We start from the raw sequence: 19910 nt of genomic DNA on the forward strand, positions 1-19910 counted from the left end.
ATACGGTACTTTATTTTATATATCAAAATTATATTATAGTTAGCTAAGTATAAGGTTTATAACAGATAGTGCTCCTATTATCCATAGAGTAAAACTTATTTTATCAGTTTCTTTAGCCACAACATGCATTATTATATAAGAGATAAATCCAAAACATAGTCCTATACTAATGCTATAAGTTAAAGGCATTAATAAAATAGTTACAAATGCAGAAATAGCTATTTTACTGTCGTTAAAGTCTACTTGTCTTATACTAGAAAACATAAATACACCTACTAGTACAAGTGCTGGAGATGCAGCATATCCTGGTACTACTCCTAAGAGGGGTGTAAATAGTAATGTAACTAAAAATAATCCCGCAGTAACTACAGATGCAAGCCCTGTTCTAGCACCTGCAGCAATCCCTGCAGCAGATTCTCCAAAAGTAGTAACAGTACTTGTTCCAAGTAAAGATCCTATTAGTGTAGAAGTTACATCTGCATATAACATCTTTGATAGACCTTTTACATTACCATCCTTATCTTCTAGTCCCATTTGCTTGCAACAACTTATTAAAAAAGCTAAAGAGTCAAACATATCTATAAACATAAATGAGAATATTGGTCCTATTAAAGAAAACTTAAGTGCACCGATTATATCAAGCTTAAATGCAACTGGTTCAATGCTAGGCGGTGCAGATATTATAGAAGTAGGAAGCTCTACATATCCTAAAGCTATAGATAATGCGGTAGTAATAATAATACTTATTAATATACCACCTTTAACCTTCTTAACTTCAAACATTCCCATAAGAACTAATCCTAATAAAGAAATTATAACAGTTGGTGTAAATTCAGCTAAAGAAACTAAAGTAGCTTCATCTGCAACTATAACTCCCATACCTTTTAAACCAACAAACGCAAGGAATAAGCCAATCCCCGCTGCAGAAGCGATACTCAATTCTTTCGGTATAGCTTCTGCTATATATTTACGAACACCAGTCACTGCTAAAATTAAAAATACCATTCCTGAAATAAATACAACTCCAAGTGCTTGAGTCCAATGGATTCCCTCTCCAATAACAAGTGAATATGTGAAAAATGCATTCAATCCCATTCCAGGTGCTAGTGCAAAAGGCGCATTAGCTAAAAATGCAAAAATTAAAGTACCGATGGCTGTAGCTAAAATTGTAACAGTTATAAGTGCAGCTTTATCCATACCAGCATCAGATAATATAGCTGGATTTACAAATACAATATATGCCATTGTTAAAAATGTTGTAAGTCCTCCAATTACCTCAGTTCTTGCGTTAGAACCACGCTCCGAATATTTAAATATCTTATCTAAGAAAGATGTTGAAGTGTTAATTTGTTCATGTTGTCTTTGTGAAATCATGATCTTCCTCCTAAAAATTTGTTAATAAAAAAAGATATATATTCTACATGAATAGAACATATATCTTAAAGATTCTTAAATAAAATATCTATAAGTATGTGTTAACTATTCATAGCAAACTCATTTACGGTGAGTTCGTAGAGACTTATGGACCATATTACCATAGATATATGAATATTTATTCTTAATTTTTATTTATTATATAATATATATAAACATTTTACAATAAATAAATTAAAATGTTCGTTTATTTAACATATTATCCCATTGGACAGGTGTAAAGGCTTTACAATTATATACCTGTTCAAATTGTTCAACTACATTGCCTGTATTCTCTTCTATATTTCTCATACTAAAAAATATACTTCCTTCAACTTCATCGTAAGTTCTATTTATTGTTATCTCTTGTGCTATTTCTTTTGCTATATCTACATTACCTATATTTTGACCTATATATAATCTAACGCATGTACCTTCTACTAAATCTGACCACCATTTAACTAAACTTTCATAAGGACTATTTTTATTATCTATAGTCCAGTAAATTTGAGGAGCTATATAGTCTACAATACCTTCTTCTACCCAAGCTACAGTATCCATATATGCATCATAATAACTCTCTAAATTTTTACTCTCTGAACCCTTAATATCACTACTTTTATTTTTCCAAACACCAAATGGACTTATACCAAATTGAACAGATGGTCTTGTTGATTTTATTACGTTATATACTAATCTAATCATTTGGTTTACGGCTTCACGTCTTCTATTTGCAATTTCTCCTTCTCTATCTTCTCCTTTTGGTAGAGGATAATTATATGGATAGAAATAATCATCAAAATGAATTCCGTCTACACAATAGTTTTTTATTATTTCATAAACTGTAACAGCGATGTAATTTATAACTTCTGGATTTTCTGGGTTATAAAACAATGCATTTTCAAAAGGTAGCACCCAATTAGGTCTTAATTTTGCTATATTGTTGTTTGATAATTTATTTAAATCAGTACCTTGAGTAGTCACTCTATAGGGGTTTAACCATGCGTGAAATTCCATATTTCTTTTGTGAGATTCTTCAATCATAAATTTTAGAGGATCATATCCTGGACTAATTCCCTGTTCTCCTGTAAGGTATTCTGACCACGGATTTATGACTGATTGGTATAATGCATCTGATACTGGTCTTATCTGTACAAATACTGCATTAAAATTTAATAATTTCAAGGTATCTAGTATTTCTATGAACTCTTTCATTTGTGCTTTTGGGTTATTTCGAGTTTTAGGCCAATCGATTCCGTATACAGTTGCTATCCATACACCTCTAAGCTCTACTTGTTTACAATTATTTATCATATCCTCACACTCCTATAGAATAGTATGATGATTTATTATAAAGTGATAATAATGCTTAAACTTTTTATATGTATAACAAAAAACAGTATCACTTATTCGTAATACTGTTTTTGTTATCTTAAAAAAATTATAAACTATATAAGTCTAATTAGAAAACAAACCTCCGTTATTCACTCGTCTTGATTTTAAGTAAATCCTGGATCTACATGAGATTAAATATTATAATCACTCCTTTTTACATCGATGTTTTGTTGAGCTTAATTATATTGTAGAGTCTATAAATGTAAAGCTTCTAAACTACATATTGACCTTGAAGTTACTTCACCCTTTATAATCATAACTAACATTTTAAATATGGAGGTAAAATAAATGGAAGAAAACATATTAGGAACTGGTAAAATTTCTAAACTATTTATCAAATTTTCAGTACCTGCAATTATCGCAATGGTGATAGCAGGTATGCAAACTGTAATAGATGGCATATTTGTAGGAAATTTTATAGGTTCAAATGCAATGGCTAGTGTTAGTTTAGGAAGTCCCTACATTCAATTTGTAATAGGATTTTCAATGCTAATCAGTGTTGGAGCTTTAAGTTTTATGGGTAGAAGTTTAGGCGAAGGAAATAATAAACTTACACAAGATATATTCAAAACATCATTTATACTATTAAGTATTGGAGCTATTTTTTTACAATAGTAGGAATTGTGTTTAGCAAAAATATAGGGCTAGCTTTAGGTGCAAATGATGCCTTGGTAAAAGATGTATCAATATATATAAAAACTATTTCGATATGTATATTACCAATGTGTTTAGCATTTCTACTTGGATTTTCAGATAGGCTTGTTGAAAAACCCGACTTATATTTTAAAGGGATGGTTGTAAGCGTAGTTGTAAACATAACTTTAAACTATATATTAATTAAAAATATGAAATTAGGTATAACTGGTGCAGCATTAGCAACAGGATTATCATATTCATCAGTATTTTTTATAGTTTTATCTCCAATGTTAAAAAAAGATAATGTTATAAATTTATTTGTAGGTAAATTTAATAAAAAACTATAATACCTATAGCATATAACGGTTCGTCTGAGGCAATGTCTGCATTGGCTACAGTTGTATCTGCATATCTATTCAATACCGCTTTTATGAAAATAGCTGGTGAATCCGGTGTTGCCGCTTTTACAAGTATTAACTATGTTTCACAATTTGGAATGTTGATTGTATTTGGAGTTGCTGATGGTATAACATCTATAATAAGTTATAATTATGGGGCAAAAAATTTTGAAAGAGTGAAGTCAATTCTTAAGCTATCACTAAAAATCTCTTTTATAATATGTATAGCAACATTTTTAGCATTATTTTTCTTTGGTGAAAATCTAGTAACCTTATTTGTATCTTCAGATAAATATGTAATTGATTTAGCTATACAAGGATCTAAATTATACGCTTTTGCATTTATATTAAATGGATTTAATGTAATATACTCATCATATTTTACAGCCATTGGATATGCTAAAGAGTCTATAATAATAGCTCTAAGTAGAGGATTAATCTTTATACTTTTAGGGATTGTAATACTTCCAAAAATATTTGGTATAAACGGAATATGGATTACTGTACCATTTGCAGATTTTATTACATTCATTATATCTTTATATTTAATAAATAAGTTTAATCTACCATGTAGGGATGCTAATAAAAACTTTGAATATTAAATATAATACTTTGCAAAATTTTTATAAAATGAGGAATATAAGAAACATTGAAAAATATACTTCAGTGTCTCTTGTAATATAAAAGGAGAAATTAAAATGAAACTTTCAATAGGAGAAGTTAGTAATATTTTTAACATAAGTAGAGAAACTTTAAGATATTATGATAAGATAGGAATTTTAACTCCAGAAATTGATACTAATAATAAATACAGATACTATCAATTTAAGCATTTAGAAAAACTAAGTTTAGTTCTTGGAATAAAACTTCTAGGAATATCTTTATCTGATATAAGAGAAACAATAGAAAGTGAAGATTTAAATAAATATAAAAACTTAGTACTAAAACAAGAGGAATTTCTCAATATAAAAAAGAAAGAATTGCAACAGTTAGAATATAACTTAAATAAGAGTAAAAAAATTTTAAATACAATTACAGATTTTAAAAATGAGTATGATTTTAAGAATCTTAAAATCAGTGAACAAGACTATAATCTTTATGCTATTGATATGAAAAATATACTAAATTCAAATTTATCTAAAAATGATAACTTGACTTTAGAAAAAGAATTATCCGATTTAAATGAAGAAACTGAAGATACTTATGTTTATATTTACAATATTATAGAAAACACACATGTAAAAGAAGATGATGATACTATTTTTATAAAAGAAAATAAACATAATATTAGCTTATTAAAAAAATATTTAAAAGAAGATCATATAAAAGCTATAAGAGAAGATATATGTGGAAAAACTGTGTCAGTTAATTTTTACGGAACAGTAGCAGAAATAAATAACTATATATTATCACTTAATAAATATTTCAAATGTCCAAGAAATAATAGCGCTTATGTTACATATGAATTTTACTTACCTAGAAAAAATGAAGATGTTATGTACTTTGTAAATATAGATTTAAAAATTTAAAATTTCCTGTTGACCTTGAAGTTGCTTCATCCTTTAGAATCTTAATTAACTAAGAAATATATCTGCATATTAAATATATAAAACTATTTAAGCTAAGAAAGGAAAATAATAATGAAATTTGCATGTAGTAGTTTTTCGTGGGAAACAAAAGATAATAAACATTTATTAGGAAGGACATACGATCAATTTGGAAATTTAGACGGGAATAAAATTGTTGTAATTCCTAAAGATTATATAATTAACCTAGACAATTGTATTGATAATAAAAATATATCTAAAACAAAATATGCTTGTGTTGGAATGAGTATTCTTGGTTTAAAAACACCTATTTTAGTTGATGGTATAAATGAAAATGGCCTTATGGGTGCTCTATTACATTATCCTGATTTTGCAAAATATAATGATAAATTTGAGGATAATCTAATCAATATTAACCCTGGGTTTTTAGTAACTTATCTTCTGGGTAAATGCTCAACTGTAGAAGAAGTTGTTAATCAAGTAAAAAAAGTAAATCTAATAAGTGAGCCTGTATTTGGCAAGGAAATACCAGTTCATTATATTTTCTCAGATAGCAGTGGTGAGACTATTATTATTGAACCAGATGAAAATGGTCTAAGTATTCATAGGCAAACAATTGGTGTCTTAACAAATAGCCCTAGTTACCTTTGGCATAAACAAAACCTTACAAATTATATAGGTTTAACTAATGAAGCCAGTATCCCTCAAAATATTGTTAATTTCCAAGCTTTTGAGTCTGGAATAACTGGTTTAAGATTGCCGGGAGACTATTCTTCTGTTTCACGTTTTGTTAGGGTTGCTTTACTCAAAGAATTTACTGTTAAAGCAAAAAATGAAATTGATGGCATAACAAAAATGTTTCACAATTTTTCCTCAGTCGATATTCCAGAAGGTGTAAAAGTAGTAAAAATACCTGAGGGAGATTATAAAGGAAATTATTACGAGAAAACACTTTGTATGAGTGCAATGTGTTCGGAAAGTTTAACTTATTACTGTTGCTTCTCTACTAATAGAAGAATTAGCTCAATAAACTTAAATCTTGAAAAGCTCAATGAAGATATAAAGCTCTTTGATTTACCTCAAGAACAGGATATCTCATATTTAAACTAATAAGGATAGTAATAGCTAAAAAGTACTAGATATTCTGCAAAGTATCTAGTACTTTTATAACCAAATTCCATTTAAATTATAGAAAAATAAAAGCATAGATTTTGTCTATGCTTTTATTTTTAAAATTCTTACCTAAGAATTATTTATATTTACATGCTATTTATTTTTATTAATTATTTAGAATTATTTCTAATATGTGCCGCTACCTTAACATCTTCTCTTTTTATATGACTAATTATCCAATTGGCAACTTTACTATTAATCTCACCAACTAAAACAATACTTGGACCATCTGATAAAAGTTTTTTTTGTATATTTTCAACAGTATCTATAAAGTGTTGATGGTATTTTTTATGATTATTATAATCAGGGTATTTATATTTCATTTGTAAAACTTCTTCACGCGAAAAATGCGTTTTTGTATAAGAAGATAAAAATTTTACTGTCTTTTCTAACTCATTTCTACCCTTTCCCTTACTACAAGCTTCTAATAAATCATTAATTGCTTTTATTAGTTCTTTATGTTCTGTATCAATTTGTATGTTGCCTGTTAGTAAATCATCAGACCATTTGTATGCCATTTTTGTCCCTCACAATCTTTCGATGTATTTTGGTAAATATTAACAGAAATTATAACACTATACCATAATAAAGTCAATTTTCTAACAAAATTCTTGCACTTCTCTTAAAATTTATAAAAAATAAGGAAAGGATTTTTTATTGTCCCTTCCTTATTTTTTAATTACTTGATTTTATGTTTATCCATGCATCATCATATAACTTTTTAACATCCTTAGGAAAATCAGCATAGATTTCACATCTATCCATTATTTCTTTAGGCATATATGCATTCGGATTATTTCTAACGTCCTCTGGTTGTTGTAATCTTGCTTCTCTATTTGGAGTTGTGTATCCTATTTCATCAGCTATTCTTAATGCACTTTTCTTATCACTCACAAAGTTTATAAACTTTTCAGCTCCTTCGACATTTTTGGCATTATGAGGTATGCATAAGCTATCAATCCAAAAGTTTGCACCTTCCTTAGGTACCACATAGACTAAATTTGGATTTTCTTCTTGAAGATTCAGTCCTTCTCCAGACCAAATCATATTTATATCAGATTCTCCTGCTGGAATCATTGTAGTTCCATTATCAACACCATATATTGGATTTACTAATTTTCTTTGATTTAATAATAACTCTTTAGCTTCCTCAATCTCTTTTGGGTCAGTTGTGTTTAAAGAATATCCAAGCTTCTTTAAAGCCGCTCCCATTGTATCTCTATAAGTATCGAACATAAAAATTTTGTTTTTGTATTTTTCATTCCATAATATATCCCAGCTATCAACTTTTTCTTTTACTACATCTTTATTATAAACAAGTCCTACTGTTCCAAACATATACGGAACTGAATACTTATTCCCTGGGTCTATTTCCAAATTTAAATAATCTTCATCCATTTGAGATATGTTCGGTATATTATCTTTACTTAGTCCTTGAACAAGATTCTTTTTAATCATTCTTGTCATTAAGGCATCAGATACTAAAATAACATCGTATTTTACCCCACCACCATTAACCTTTTGATACATTGTTTCCATATCATCAAAAGTTTCAACATTAACTTTTATACCATATTCTTTCTCAAATTCTTTTATAGTTTCTTTATCTATATTTTCTCCATAGTTAAAAAAGCTTATTTCTTCAGATGGATTTTTACTACATCCTACAAAGAATATCCCCATTACTACGATACAAATTGATAAACTCAATAATTTAAATAATTTTTTCATATTATAATTCCTTCCATGTATTATACGAATATTCTAATACCCCAAACTATCATTGGTCAATCTACTTTTACTTATAACTTCTAAATATTTTATAAAAAACTATTTATATTAATATAATAAAAAAAGCATAATTCTCACTTATCTAAGCGAATATTATGCTTCTTTTTATTATATATAGGATATTTAAATTTACATAGCTCTAGCAGGAAATACTGCATCTAAAATTCCAATAACTAGAGCTGCTAATATTGCTCCCATAATAGATACTCCCATATTAGGAACTAAAAATTGTGCTACATATATTATTATAGCTGCGATTATAAATCCTTTTATTCCCTTTCCAAAAGGAGATGCATCAATTCCCATAAATGATTCTACTAAGTAATCTAATCCTGATATTACAATAGCGGCTATTAAATATGACCACATTCCATTAATTCTAAATCCTGGAGTTAAAAATGATGTTATCATTAAAATAATTGCAATTAATATAAATCTTCCTATCCATCTTAAAAAGCTACCATCGTTATCTCTTTTATTATCGTTATCATATCCCATAGAAAACACTCCTTTAAAAAATACTATTTTTATTTGTTTTGTACAAAATTTTTAACTTATTATCTAATTACCTTTTAATAGTTAAATACCTAATAAATCATTAGTAGATTAACATTACTGGATGTCCATATTAAATGAATATATGAATTTTCCTCCTATATTTATTTTTTAATTTATAGTTATATATTGGTCAATATGTTAAATAATATTCCTTAATTTTAGAAAAAGCTTAAAATTAAGATTTTTTATATAATTTGAAAAATATAATAAGTAAAAAAATCATAACACTTACTTGTGATACTATTTACCATAAAATTTCTAAATGAGATTTTATCACTAAATTAATCTATTTATTCTAATTTTTTGATTTATTATTGGTCAAAATAACATAAATATTAATTATCTTAAATAAAGGAGATATCTTATTTACTTTTATTCTATATATTAAAACTCATCTTCGTACTCTTTAAAGAACTCATAATATGTACGTACATTTTCTAATTCTGTCCATCTTTTAACACAAACTGGACTTTCATCAAGATCATATATTTTAGAACCTCTCATCGCAAGCATAAATGGAGAGTGTGTTGATATAATAAATTGACATCCAAAAAAACGTGCGGCATCTTCAATAAATTTAACTAACTCTATCTGAAGCTTTGGAGAAAGGCTATTTTCAGGCTCATCTAATATATATAATCCATTTTCACCTATTTTTTCAATAAAATATCGAAATGCATTTTCTCCATTAGAATATTCTCTTACATTATTCATTAAGTTTTCACGTATAAACTTAGATTGAGTTTTTCTTCTAATATTATTTACTCTTTTTAATTCATTATAATCTTCTAGAGAATTCATTTGAAAACTAGAGCCTTTATTATCTAAATATTCTTTAAAAAGTTTTTCTCTCTTTTGATCAATTCCTTGGTTGATATTACGAACATTTAGCATATAGTCAAATACATCGTCACTTGTTATGATTCTACTATTTTCAGGGATTTCATCTTCAATATACATTTTACATAAATTAACATAGTCCGAGTAAAAATTAGATTTATTGTAAATAGAATCTCTATTTACACCAGTTTTTTCTGCGATTACATTTAATGCTGTTGATTTTCCTGATCCATTACCCCCATATAAGATAGTAGTTGGTTCAAAGTCAATTCTTTCAAATCTATTTTTTGATAATATTTTGAATGGGTAAAATGAGTCATAGCAAGTTCTTTTTTCTTCTATTATAAAATCAAATTCTATATTTTCATCTGGAAATATAAAAGTATTTAAATATATCATTTTTATTCTCCTTTCAAATTGCATATAAAAACTATATCTCTTACTTATGATACGGTTCTCGGTACCTTATTCTACAGATATCAAATCTTATTTATTTCTCACGTTTTTACTTAAGTAACTTAATATTGAGAAATTCGAGCCTAAAATAAGAATCTAACTTTCTATATTGTGAAATTTAACTAAATAAAAAATTTCTCCAAGTAATATTAAAATTATACCTATGTAACTACCTGCAATAGGCTATTTTCTTTTAACTCCTCTTGGTTCACCTAATATATTATAGCTCTCCTGCTAAAATTTTTAATAATTTTCTTAGAAATATCAATAGCATCTTTAGATATTATAATTTCCTTGTAATAAAAAAATGCTATGTCTTATAATCTATATAAAACATAGCATTTTAATACCTAATAATAAATCACAGGAGAAATAGCTAATAAATTTTCTATACCAACCTTATCCTCATAAACCTTAACTACAATAGCATCACCACATTCAATATTTTTATCACTTAAATCAATAACCATATCTTTATCATACTTTTCACATAAACTAAAATTCTTAGAAGTAACACTTATAACTAAATTATCTTTATTATAATCTTTACTCATAGGATAAAATCTAAATCTTAATCCATCATCTATATATCCTTCAAACACATCTATCTTACTTATAAAAGTCTTACAATTTTTAATAGCTTCCTCTAATGTCTTATCCACATCTTCATTTTCATCAACCTTAACATATGTATAAAACCCCTTATCTAAACTACCTTTTCCATGTAAATCCATTCCAGTAGTCATAGATAATTTTTCTCCATTTATAACTAATTCTTCCCATAAATTTAATGCCTTTTCATTAACTAAAGTAGGCTCTGGATTATTGAATATTTCTATAAAATCAACTAATGAGTAATCACTGATGTTCATCTCCCACTTACATCCTTTTGCAATGGTGCTCCTTTTGAAAATGGATGTGCTATCCCAACTAATCCCCCAAGCTTTCTTATTTTTTCAAATAAAATCTCAGGATTATGATAATTTATATCTTCCCAATTAACATACTCAGATAAATTCAAACATAATACATGACCGTAATAAGTGGTAAGCTCAACACCATATATAGCTTCAATGGGAATATTTGAGTTTTTAAGTATTTTTTTACATTTTTCATGTCCAGAAATTGTATTATGGTCTGTAATTGCTACTATATCTACTTTGCTATCAGCCATATAATTTATAAGCTCATTAACAGATAAACTACCATCTGACTCATTTGTATGATTGTGAAGCTCAAATCTTTTAAACATTTTTATCCCCCTTCATACCACTACTTACTGTTAATTTATAATTTGTATTATCATAAATTACATTAAATACCATAATGTTTATCTTTAAAACTCCCGCTATATTATCATTACAAATTCCACCTAAAGTAGCTTCATCTTTAGAAATATAAAGGTTTCTTTTTTCCATTTGTCTATGGATTCCTCCTATAAATTCATCATTTAAAAAAGCCGCTATATGTATTTCTGTTTTCATATGTTTACTAGCATCAAGTATTTCTTCTTCATTTGGCTCTTTATTATAATCTATTAAAATATCTTCTACTATATCTTTTCTTATCTCATCCGTTATTTCATTTACTATTTGCTTGTCAAAAGAAAAATCTATATTTATACAATCCACTTTTTCATCTAAACATACTATATATGAAATTTGCCCTGTAAAATTTCTATTTATTGTACCTTCTAGCGAATATATTTCTTTCAATTTTATCTCTCCCTTAAAAATAGGTGCCTAAAAATATATTTTGAGACATCTATTCATTAAATTTTATTGGTAACTAAGACTTATTTGCTTTTTAGTAATACTATTAAAGCTTATATTTGTAATATATACAGTTACTAATATAGGAAGACTTATTCCAAGGAACATACTAAATGGTGGTATGTAAACATAAATAAAGTACATTACTATAAATAATAAAACTGCTAGTACTACTGACATTATTAAATTAGAAAATGGATAAATAAGTATAAACTTTAAATTATCTTTTAAACTAAGTTCATAGTGATTGTAAATAAAGTACATAACAGTAAAAGAAATAAGCATAAATATAAATAAAAATATAAACAAGTATGACATGTATAAATCAAAGACGCTACTTCCTGCTGAAAAATACATATAATCTAACATTAATATAATTATTATACATAGCATTGCATAACCTAATATATTTGTATTCTTAAAATCTTTTTCATAGTAATACTTAAAAGTCTTATAAATATTAAACTCTTCACCTTTTAACCACTTTCTACAAATTGCAAAAAGTGCACTAGTTGACGGAAATACTCCAGCTAATATGAATCCATATAGACTAAAAAATACCCATAAAAAATTCGCTATCATTAATCTATATATCCAATTAAATAAACTATTTAAAATTTCTTGTAAATTTTTCATACTCCTCCTAAATAATATCGATATTTTTCCAACTTCCCTTTTTCCATCTAAAATAAAATATTGTAGCTCTTATCCACTCATCTACAATTGAAACAAACCAAATTCCGACTATTCCGTACCCTAGTTTTATACCTATAATATAACTCATAGGAACCGTTATAATATAAGTTACTACTATTCCAACTATAACAGGAAACTTAACATCACCTGCTGAATTTAACTGTGCTATTAAAATACAATTTGCCGCTCTTGCTGGTTCTAAAAGTACACTTAAAAATACTAGGTTTATTACTAAATCCATTATGCTTTCATTATCTGTAAAAATTCCTACTATATTTTTAGATAATAAGGCTAAGATTAAGCTTATTAAAAATACTCCACTTACCCCTTTATAAAGCACATCAAATCCATACTTTGATGCTTCTTCTTTTAATCCACCACCTATTAATCTTCCAATTATAACTTGTATAGCTAATGATATTGCCGAGGATACCATAAATACATAAGAAGTCATAGTTTGTGTATATATTTTTGAAGTTACTACTGCACTTCCAAATCCAGCTATTATAGCAGTTAGTAGTGCTTGAGATACATTGTATGATATACTTTCCATACCAGATGGAAGACCTAGTTTAAAAATTGATTTAATACTTGAAATATCAATTTTTACTTTTAATATATCTATAAAGTAATCTTCAAAGATTTTAGCAAATAAATATACGTATATACCTGCACCTATACACCTAGAAATTAAAGTTGCATTTGCTACTCCTTCTATTCCTTTTCCAAGTATGGTAATAGGTGTCAAAATAACTAATCCGCTACCTATAAGATTTAGTATATTTACTATTATTGATATATTCATTATGTATTTTACATAAGTAAAGCTTCTAAAAACTGTAGCAAAGCTAGTCATTATACTTTGAAATATCAAACTAAATCCAGCTATTTTAAGATAAGTGTTTGCATATTCATTTAAATTATCTGGTGTCCTAATTAATTCTAAAAACTTTTCTCCAAATACATTTAAAAATATAAATAGTACAAATGATATAGCTAAGTTTAAATATATTGAGTTTTTAATTACTAATTTAGTTTTATCTTTATTTGATGCTCCACATAATTGAGAAAGAAGTATTAAGGTCCCTATTGAAACTACACTTAAAATCATAGCTCCTATTACTATTATTTGATTTGCAATTCCAACTGCTGCAACTGCATCATCTGAGTACCTACTTAAAAGTAATATATCTACATTTCCTATTAATGTTTGAAAAAACTGTTCTATTAATATTGGTATAAATATTGGAAAAAAGGCTAAAATATATTCTTTATTTTCACCTTTATTAAATGTTAGAGTCTTCAATAGTCTTAGTCTCCATTTTGTATTCCTTATTGTTGTTTAGCTCTATAATTCTAACTCCTCTCTCTAAGTCTCCATAACATTGATATCCTGTAATATTTCCATAACATAGTTTTATACCATGATGCATACCTACAAAGTTATTATCATGATCATGACCACAGAAAACTGCATCAATTTGACCATTTATATAAAGATGTGAAAATAATCCTGTATTAATATAAGGTGCTGAAATCATATCATTAGTTTCATTACACTGTCCTGAAATTATATTTTTTGAAGCTTCCCAGTATTCAGGTAATGGTATATGCATAAATACCATATCTCTTTTTCCTAAATCTCTTTTATACTTTTTAGATACTTCTCTAAACCAATCAACTTGCTCAGGTAGTATCCAATCATAAATTCCAATAGGATATCTACTAGCTTCCCCTGAGTCAAATATGTATAATACATTTTCTATATTTTCTTCATTCTTATCATATATTTCAACACTATAACATTCTCTCTTATCAACTATATGTACATTTTGTTTTTCTACCAAGTTTTCTATTTTCTTTTCCATATTTCTTAAATCATCTCTAGTAATACTCATCTCTGAATCATGATTTCCATAAGCTATTGCTACTGGTATAGAGTGTTTATTAAATATTTCCATAAGCTCTGTAAATATTTTATCTGTATTTTTTACTCCTTCAGTCCAAATTAGATCTCCTGTTATAACAACTAAATCTGCGTCTAATCTTTCTATTGCTTTATCTATTAAATGAAATGTTTTATAGTCGTCTTCATGGTGAGGAAGAGAACCTATATGTAAATCTGTCATTTGTATAATTCTAAAAGTATTATCATTTCTATATTTTAATTTCATACTAATCCCCCTATTCTTTAATTGAACCTACTGTTATACCTTGCACAAAATATTTTTGGATAAATGGATACATTACAACTATTGGTAGTATTACTATCATAATTGTTGCCATTTGCAAACTTTCACCAGTTATTGTTATTTTATCTAACATCTCATAAGCTTGACTTCCAGATGATTTAAGTAATATATCCGAAAGAGCATTCTGTCTTGTAAGCATTTCTTGAAGTAATGTTGCTAGTGGCTTTAACTTTTCACTTCTTACATAGAAAGTTCCTGCATACCAATCATTCCAATGGCCTACTGCTGTGAAAAGTGTAATAGTTGCTAGTACTGGCTTACTCATAGGAACTACAATCTTATAAAATATACTAAACTCACCATAACCATCTATTCTCGCAGCTTCTACAACACTTCCTGGAAGTTGATTAAATGAGGTTCTAAGTAAAAGTATATTAGTTACACTGTATAAAGTAGGAAGAATATAAACCCATATAGTTTCTGTTAATCCTAATTTATTTAAAACTAAGTAATAAGGTATTGACCCTCCACTAAATAGCATTGTAAAAAATATAAAAAAAGAAATAAATTTTCTCCCTGGAAGTGTTTTAATAGTAAGGGCATATGCTGCCATTGACATTAAACTTACTCCAAGTATAGTACCTGTTACCGTTCTAAATATTGATATAAATAAACCATTTAGTAAATTATCTTGTTTAAATACTTCTAAATAGTTATCAATACTAAAAGCTCTTGGAAAAAGTGTTACTCCACCTCTTTGAGCATCAACTCCACTATTGAAAGATAACGCAAGTATATGCATAAATGGAATTATTATAGTTAAGCATAAAGTTATAATTAAAATTAAGTTAATAGTTCTAGATAATTTTGAGCTTTCCATACTTTTACTCATTTAAATTCTCCTTAATATGTTAGTGGAGCTGTCTCAAAATAATCTTGAGATGCCCCTTTAAGTTTAAGAAAATATTTTAGTATCTTATAGTTATTCCTTCACTTTCTTTTTTCTCTAAGAAGTCACAAAACTCATTAAGTCCATTTTTTTCTAAGTTATTTTTACTTTCATCTAATATCTTTTTAGCTTCATCAATTGTTTTTGTATAGTAAGCCCTTTGCATATCTTCATTGTATCTAGTTAAGGCGGCATCAAGTTTACCTTCTCCTTTATCAAACTCATATAAGAATGCTTTTGGAGTCATACCATCTACTATAGTTGCTTCTTTAATTTTTTGATCAAGCTTATACATTTCAATTATTTTTGTTGCTGCTGATGATGAATCTTCCTTAGCTACTGATGCTCCCCATTCTGCTTCACCAAAGTCTGCATTGTTATCAAGGTCAGTAAATCCTAAATGTTCTCCCCAATAAGAACCAACGCCTCTAAACCCAAGCTTTTTAGCTTCTTCTGGATTTTTTTCTTTAAGTTCTAATACTTCTTTTTTAACAACTGGATTTCCATTTGCATCTAAATCATAATCTCTTCCTTCAAGTCCGTAGAAATAAAGAAGTTTACCTTCTCTTGATGCTAACCAATCAGCAAATTTAAATACTTCTTCTGGATTTTTAGTAGTTGATGGTATAGCCCATCCAGCACTTCCTGATTTATATTGCATTATTTTATTATTAGTCCCATCAACTCTATTTACAGGGCCTATAGGAACATATTCCATATCATTATTTTCTGGTAAATAGTTATGCATATCTGAAACTATACCAAATGAACCATTAACTATACCTTCTTTTGCTCTAGTTTCATTTATAGTATAAAACTCTGGATGCATTAATCCTTCTTTTAAAAGCTTTTGAACGTATTCAACTCTTTTTAAACCATAATCAGTTTGAGATTCATGTTTAATTTCTCCATCTTCACCTTTAAAGAATTTTTCAGAAGAATCTCCACTCCATACAATATCATTGTATAAATAGTCTCTTTCACTTCCACCCCAAGCAGTAGGTCCTATTGCAGTAACAGGTGCTCCATTATCATCAACAAAGTTTCCTTCTTTTATTTTATTAGCTACTTCGTAAATTTCTTCACTTGTATCTATCGTAAGCGGGTCTATGCCTAATTCATCAGCTATTAATTTTTTAATATAAGTTCCACCTACATATTTTTTAGTAACTTGTCCTGGATTTCTATCAATTGCCATATGAACTAAGTAAGATGCTCCACCCCACTCATCTCTAAACATTATGTTATCTCTAGTATCTTGTGGAAGATAGTCTTTATCTAAGTACTTAGAATAAGTTTTAGAATTTTTCATAAATGGTTTTAAATCTGTAAATTGACCTTCATTTGAAGCTTTAAGTAACATTGGCATTTCCGGACGACCACTGTTATTTAAATAAAATGCTATAAAGTCTGGTAAATTTCCTGCTGCAAGACCTGATGCTAATGCCCCTTGAGAATCTTCTGCTGTTATTCCTTGAAGTTTTAATGTTATACCAGTTTTTTCTTTTATGTATTTTTGAATTTCTGGATTCATTTCAACTGATGCATCACTTGCTGATTGAAAAATAAGTCCTGTTATAGTTCTATCTGCTATCCATGTATCCGGTGCATCTTCAGGCTTATCTCCTGAAACACTTTTAGTTTGACTACATCCTGTCAATATTGAAGTACAAAGCATTACTACTGTCATAACTTTTGCTATCTTTTTAAATTTCATATTGTCCTCCTAATTATTTACTCTACCAAAGTGAAGTACCAAATTTTTTACTTGAAATTTTATTTACTATGATTGTTAATATTAACCCTACTACACCTTGCATAAGACCAATGGCTGTTGCATATCCAAATTGACCTCCTAAAAGTCCCGTTCTTACTATATATGTATCAATTGTTTCAGCTAAATTAGCATTTCCAGGAGTTTGAAGTAAATATACTTGGTCAAAACCTGCTGCAAGTATTCCACCAAGGGATAATATAAATAAAATTATTATTGTAGAACTAATTCCTGGTATTGTAATATTTAGTATTTGCTTAAATCTATTAGCACCATCAATTGCTGCTGCTTCATACAAAGATGGTGATATTGCAACTATTGCAGAGAAATATATTATTGAATCCCAGCCAATGTTTTTCCACATATAACTTAAAAATACTATCGGAAAAAATGTACCTTCTTCCATTAAGAAAAATCTACTTCCGTCTCCTCCCATAGATGCTATAGCTTGATTTAAAAGACCTGTATTTGGAGCAAGCATTCTTTGTGTAAGCCCTACAACTACTACCCAAGATAAAAAGTATGGAAGATATGAAATACTTTGACAAAGACCTCTTACCTTCTTATTTTTTATTTCATTAAACATAAGTGCTAAAAATATTGGAAATGGTAAATATACGAATAGCTTTAAACAACTTATTATTAAAGTATTTTTTATATAAAGTAAACTCCTTGGATCTTCAAAGAACTGTGTAAAATACTTAAAACCAACAAAATCTCCACCAAATATTCCAGTATTAAACCCATATTCTTTAAATGCTAGTATCATCCCAGACATTGGTAGGTATGAGAATATAAGAAAAAATAATAGACATGGTGCTAACATAATGTAAAATACTTTATGTTGTTTTATTGATTCCCAAGTTTTTGATTTTACTGGATTATAATATTTTTCTATATCCTCGATATAAATAGAATGTTCCATTTTCATCACCCCTTTTTAATATTTTTAAGCTTCTTTAAATAAAAGTTCTTCTACATTTAAATCTATTCTTCTTTGTGTATTTACATCAAAAAAATGAATTTTATCAAAATCAAACACTAAAGAAATATCATCCCCACTTCTAAAGTCATCCATAGTGTTTAATTTTGCAATTAGTGAATCTTCACATAATGTAAAGTGAACTAATGTCTCAGAACCTGTAAGTTCAGAAATATCAACTTGAGTATTAAATTTATATTCGTTATTTTTAAGCTTTCCTTTGCTTGGTATATAAATATGTTCGGGTCTAATTCCAACTAAAATATCTTCATTCATATATCCCTTAGATACAAGTTCTTCTTTTATATCTAAAGGAATCTCAAATATCCTTTTTCCAAGTTTTAATCCTTCTTTTGTTAAGTTCATTTTTAAAAAGTTCATTGATGGTGAACCCATAAATTTTGCGACAAAGTAATTTATAGGTTTAAGATATACTTCCTTTGGTGTGCCAATTTGTTGGACAAATCCATCTTTCATAACTACAATTTTTGTAGCCATTGTCATAGCTTCTGTTTGGTCATGAGTTACATAAATCATTGTAGTTTTCAATTTTTTATGTAATTTTGTAATTTCTGCTCTAGTTTGAAATCTAAGTCTTGCATCTAAATTAGATAATGGCTCATCCATTAAAAACACCTTAGCCTCACGAACAATTGCACGCCCTAGAGCTACTCTTTGTCTTTGTCCCCCTGATAGTTCCTTTGGCTTTCTTTCTAAAAGCTCTTTAAGTCCTAAAATATCAGCAGCTTCCTTTACTCTTTTATCAATCTCTTCCTTAGTAATCTTTTTTACCTTAAGCCCAAACGCCATATTATCATATACTGACATATGTGGATAAAGAGCATAGTTTTGAAATACCATAGCTATATCTCTATCCTTTGGATGTAGGCTATTTATCACATTTCCATCTATTAAAATTTCCCCTGAAGTAATATCCTCAAGCCCTGCAATCATTCTTAATGTCGTAGATTTTCCACATCCTGATGGACCAACCAAAACTATAAAGTCACAATCATCAATAACCATATTAACATCAGATACTGAGTGAATCCCTTGTACATAATCCTTAAATAAATGCTTTAATTCAATTTTTGCCATATATTCCTCCCCTATCATTTTTTTATTTAAAATTGATATAATTTATCTTCTCTACTATTAAATATTAGCAACTTAATGTTAAGTTTATATTTAGTACAGGTTAAGGTTATGATATTTTTGTTAAATATAGGAAATATATTGTAAAGTAAATATTAAATTCTATTTTCTAGGTTTTAAAATAAAAAATCCTATAAAACTAGAATCATTTTCTAATTTCATAGGATTTTAACTTTCATTTAA

At 27.7% G+C, this 19910-nt stretch carries 19 protein-coding genes, 1 pseudogene and 1 riboswitch; of the genes and pseudogenes, 4 read left to right on the plus strand and 16 right to left on the minus strand.

Annotation, left to right across the window (positions count from 1 at the left end; translation table 11 throughout):
* Positions 1–39: 39 nt before the first annotated feature.
* Together JWF52_RS13260 and JWF52_RS13265 are read right to left on the minus strand one after the other, a co-directional pair.
* The gene (locus tag JWF52_RS13260; RefSeq protein ID WP_208334024.1) at positions 40–1374 is read right to left on the minus strand and encodes an NCS2 family permease; all 1335 of its coding nucleotides are present in this window, start codon (positions 1372–1374) and stop codon (positions 40–42) included.
* Positions 1375–1466: 92 nt separating this feature from the next.
* Positions 1467–1568: riboswitch (purine riboswitch) on the minus strand.
* Positions 1569–1608: 40 nt separating this feature from the next.
* Complete coding sequence (locus JWF52_RS13265) at positions 1609–2727, minus strand: glycoside hydrolase family 10-like protein (protein ID WP_208334025.1); 1119 nt, start codon at positions 2725–2727, stop codon at positions 1609–1611.
* Between the two features lie 459 nt (positions 2728–3186).
* Here JWF52_RS13265 and JWF52_RS13275 point away from each other — a divergent pair.
* The 4 genes and pseudogenes from JWF52_RS13275 (at position 3187) to JWF52_RS13290 (ending at position 6499) form a co-directional block, all read left to right on the plus strand.
* Positions 3187–3791: pseudogene (locus JWF52_RS13275) on the plus strand (MATE family efflux transporter).
* 32 nt (positions 3792–3823) lie between these two features.
* A complete protein-coding gene (locus tag JWF52_RS13280) occupies positions 3824–4444 on the plus strand; it encodes an MATE family efflux transporter (RefSeq protein WP_208334027.1) in 621 nt (206 codons plus the stop codon).
* Between the two features lie 96 nt (positions 4445–4540).
* A complete protein-coding gene (locus JWF52_RS13285; RefSeq protein WP_208334028.1) occupies positions 4541–5371 on the plus strand; it encodes a MerR family transcriptional regulator in 831 nt (276 codons plus the stop codon).
* 111 nt (positions 5372–5482) lie between these two features.
* Positions 5483–6499: a linear amide C-N hydrolase gene (locus JWF52_RS13290; protein WP_208334029.1), complete on the plus strand. Its 1017-nt coding sequence runs from the start codon at positions 5483–5485 to the stop codon at positions 6497–6499.
* 173 nt (positions 6500–6672) lie between these two features.
* Here the strand turns inward: JWF52_RS13290 and JWF52_RS13295 are convergent, their stop codons facing one another.
* The 14 genes from JWF52_RS13295 to JWF52_RS13360 form a co-directional block, all read right to left on the minus strand.
* Positions 6673–7080 carry a bacteriohemerythrin gene (locus tag JWF52_RS13295; RefSeq protein ID WP_208334030.1) on the minus strand — a complete coding sequence of 136 codons (408 nt, stop codon included), beginning with the start codon at positions 7078–7080 and terminating at the stop codon, positions 6673–6675.
* A 157-nt stretch (positions 7081–7237) separates the two neighbouring features.
* A complete protein-coding gene (locus JWF52_RS13300; RefSeq protein WP_208334031.1) occupies positions 7238–8293 on the minus strand; it encodes an ABC transporter substrate-binding protein in 1056 nt (351 codons plus the stop codon).
* Between the two features lie 189 nt (positions 8294–8482).
* A complete protein-coding gene (locus JWF52_RS13305; protein ID WP_208334032.1) occupies positions 8483–8851 on the minus strand; it encodes a phage holin family protein in 369 nt (122 codons plus the stop codon).
* Positions 8852–9295: 444 nt separating this feature from the next.
* On the minus strand, positions 9296–10150 hold the full coding sequence (locus tag JWF52_RS13310) for an AAA family ATPase (RefSeq protein ID WP_208334033.1): 855 nt from the start codon (positions 10148–10150) through the stop codon (positions 9296–9298).
* Positions 10151–10557: 407 nt separating this feature from the next.
* Positions 10558–11079: a CehA/McbA family metallohydrolase domain-containing protein gene (locus JWF52_RS13315; protein ID WP_208334034.1), complete on the minus strand. Its 522-nt coding sequence runs from the start codon at positions 11077–11079 to the stop codon at positions 10558–10560.
* Positions 11076–11459, minus strand: a complete 384-nt coding sequence (locus tag JWF52_RS13320; protein WP_208334035.1) for a CehA/McbA family metallohydrolase — start codon at positions 11457–11459, stop codon at positions 11076–11078. Before JWF52_RS13320 ends, JWF52_RS13315 begins: the two co-directional genes overlap by 4 nt.
* Positions 11452–11922, minus strand: coding sequence for a DUF6669 family protein (locus tag JWF52_RS13325; RefSeq protein WP_208334036.1), 471 nt, complete (start codon positions 11920–11922; stop codon positions 11452–11454). The genes JWF52_RS13320 and JWF52_RS13325 overlap by 8 nt, the downstream gene beginning before the upstream one ends.
* A 63-nt stretch (positions 11923–11985) precedes the next feature.
* Positions 11986–12615, minus strand: a complete 630-nt coding sequence (locus JWF52_RS13330; RefSeq protein ID WP_208334037.1) for a YesL family protein — start codon at positions 12613–12615, stop codon at positions 11986–11988.
* A 7-nt stretch (positions 12616–12622) separates the two neighbouring features.
* A complete protein-coding gene (locus tag JWF52_RS13335) occupies positions 12623–13981 on the minus strand; it encodes an MATE family efflux transporter (protein ID WP_208334038.1) in 1359 nt (452 codons plus the stop codon).
* A complete protein-coding gene (locus JWF52_RS13340; RefSeq protein ID WP_208334039.1) occupies positions 13962–14849 on the minus strand; it encodes a metallophosphoesterase family protein in 888 nt (295 codons plus the stop codon). Before JWF52_RS13340 ends, JWF52_RS13335 begins: the two co-directional genes overlap by 20 nt.
* Positions 14850–14859: 10 nt before the next feature.
* The gene (locus tag JWF52_RS13345; RefSeq protein ID WP_208334040.1) at positions 14860–15759 is read right to left on the minus strand and encodes a carbohydrate ABC transporter permease; all 900 of its coding nucleotides are present in this window, start codon (positions 15757–15759) and stop codon (positions 14860–14862) included.
* Between the two features lie 76 nt (positions 15760–15835).
* On the minus strand, positions 15836–17533 hold the full coding sequence (locus JWF52_RS13350; RefSeq protein WP_208334041.1) for an extracellular solute-binding protein: 1698 nt from the start codon (positions 17531–17533) through the stop codon (positions 15836–15838).
* Positions 17534–17555: 22 nt separating this feature from the next.
* Positions 17556–18515, minus strand: a complete 960-nt coding sequence (locus JWF52_RS13355) for an ABC transporter permease (RefSeq protein WP_208334042.1) — start codon at positions 18513–18515, stop codon at positions 17556–17558.
* 24 nt (positions 18516–18539) lie between these two features.
* A complete protein-coding gene (locus JWF52_RS13360) occupies positions 18540–19670 on the minus strand; it encodes an ABC transporter ATP-binding protein (protein WP_208334043.1) in 1131 nt (376 codons plus the stop codon).
* Between the last annotated feature and the right edge of the window lie 240 nt (positions 19671–19910).

The organism is Clostridium sp. CCUG 7971 (assembly GCF_017590215.1).
Taxonomy (GTDB): Bacteria; Bacillota; Clostridia; order Peptostreptococcales; family Peptostreptococcaceae; genus Faecalimicrobium.

What these genes read in the sequence shown, in the direction of transcription:
- JWF52_RS13310 (WP_208334033.1), bottom strand. Translation starts at nt 10,150, where the DNA reads ATGATATATTTAAATACTTTTATATTTCCAGATGAAAATATAGAATTT.
- JWF52_RS13355 (WP_208334042.1), bottom strand. Translation starts at nt 18,515, where the DNA reads ATGGAACATTCTATTTATATCGAGGATATAGAAAAATATTATAATCCA.
- JWF52_RS13360 (WP_208334043.1), bottom strand. Translation starts at nt 19,670, where the DNA reads ATGGCAAAAATTGAATTAAAGCATTTATTTAAGGATTATGTACAAGGG.
- JWF52_RS13320 (WP_208334035.1), bottom strand. Translation starts at nt 11,459, where the DNA reads ATGTTTAAAAGATTTGAGCTTCACAATCATACAAATGAGTCAGATGGT.
- JWF52_RS13300 (WP_208334031.1), bottom strand. Translation starts at nt 8,293, where the DNA reads ATGAAAAAATTATTTAAATTATTGAGTTTATCAATTTGTATCGTAGTA.
- JWF52_RS13340 (WP_208334039.1), bottom strand. Translation starts at nt 14,849, where the DNA reads ATGAAATTAAAATATAGAAATGATAATACTTTTAGAATTATACAAATG.
- JWF52_RS13260 (WP_208334024.1), bottom strand. Translation starts at nt 1,374, where the DNA reads ATGATTTCACAAAGACAACATGAACAAATTAACACTTCAACATCTTTC.
- JWF52_RS13280 (WP_208334027.1), top strand. Translation starts at nt 3,824, where the DNA reads ATGTCTGCATTGGCTACAGTTGTATCTGCATATCTATTCAATACCGCT.
- JWF52_RS13305 (WP_208334032.1), bottom strand. Translation starts at nt 8,851, where the DNA reads ATGGGATATGATAACGATAATAAAAGAGATAACGATGGTAGCTTTTTA.
- JWF52_RS13345 (WP_208334040.1), bottom strand. Translation starts at nt 15,759, where the DNA reads ATGAGTAAAAGTATGGAAAGCTCAAAATTATCTAGAACTATTAACTTA.
- JWF52_RS13350 (WP_208334041.1), bottom strand. Translation starts at nt 17,533, where the DNA reads ATGAAATTTAAAAAGATAGCAAAAGTTATGACAGTAGTAATGCTTTGT.
- JWF52_RS13315 (WP_208334034.1), bottom strand. Translation starts at nt 11,079, where the DNA reads ATGAACATCAGTGATTACTCATTAGTTGATTTTATAGAAATATTCAAT.
- JWF52_RS13290 (WP_208334029.1), top strand. Translation starts at nt 5,483, where the DNA reads ATGAAATTTGCATGTAGTAGTTTTTCGTGGGAAACAAAAGATAATAAA.
- JWF52_RS13330 (WP_208334037.1), bottom strand. Translation starts at nt 12,615, where the DNA reads ATGAAAAATTTACAAGAAATTTTAAATAGTTTATTTAATTGGATATAT.
- JWF52_RS13285 (WP_208334028.1), top strand. Translation starts at nt 4,541, where the DNA reads ATGAAACTTTCAATAGGAGAAGTTAGTAATATTTTTAACATAAGTAGA.
- JWF52_RS13265 (WP_208334025.1), bottom strand. Translation starts at nt 2,727, where the DNA reads ATGATAAATAATTGTAAACAAGTAGAGCTTAGAGGTGTATGGATAGCA.
- JWF52_RS13295 (WP_208334030.1), bottom strand. Translation starts at nt 7,080, where the DNA reads ATGGCATACAAATGGTCTGATGATTTACTAACAGGCAACATACAAATT.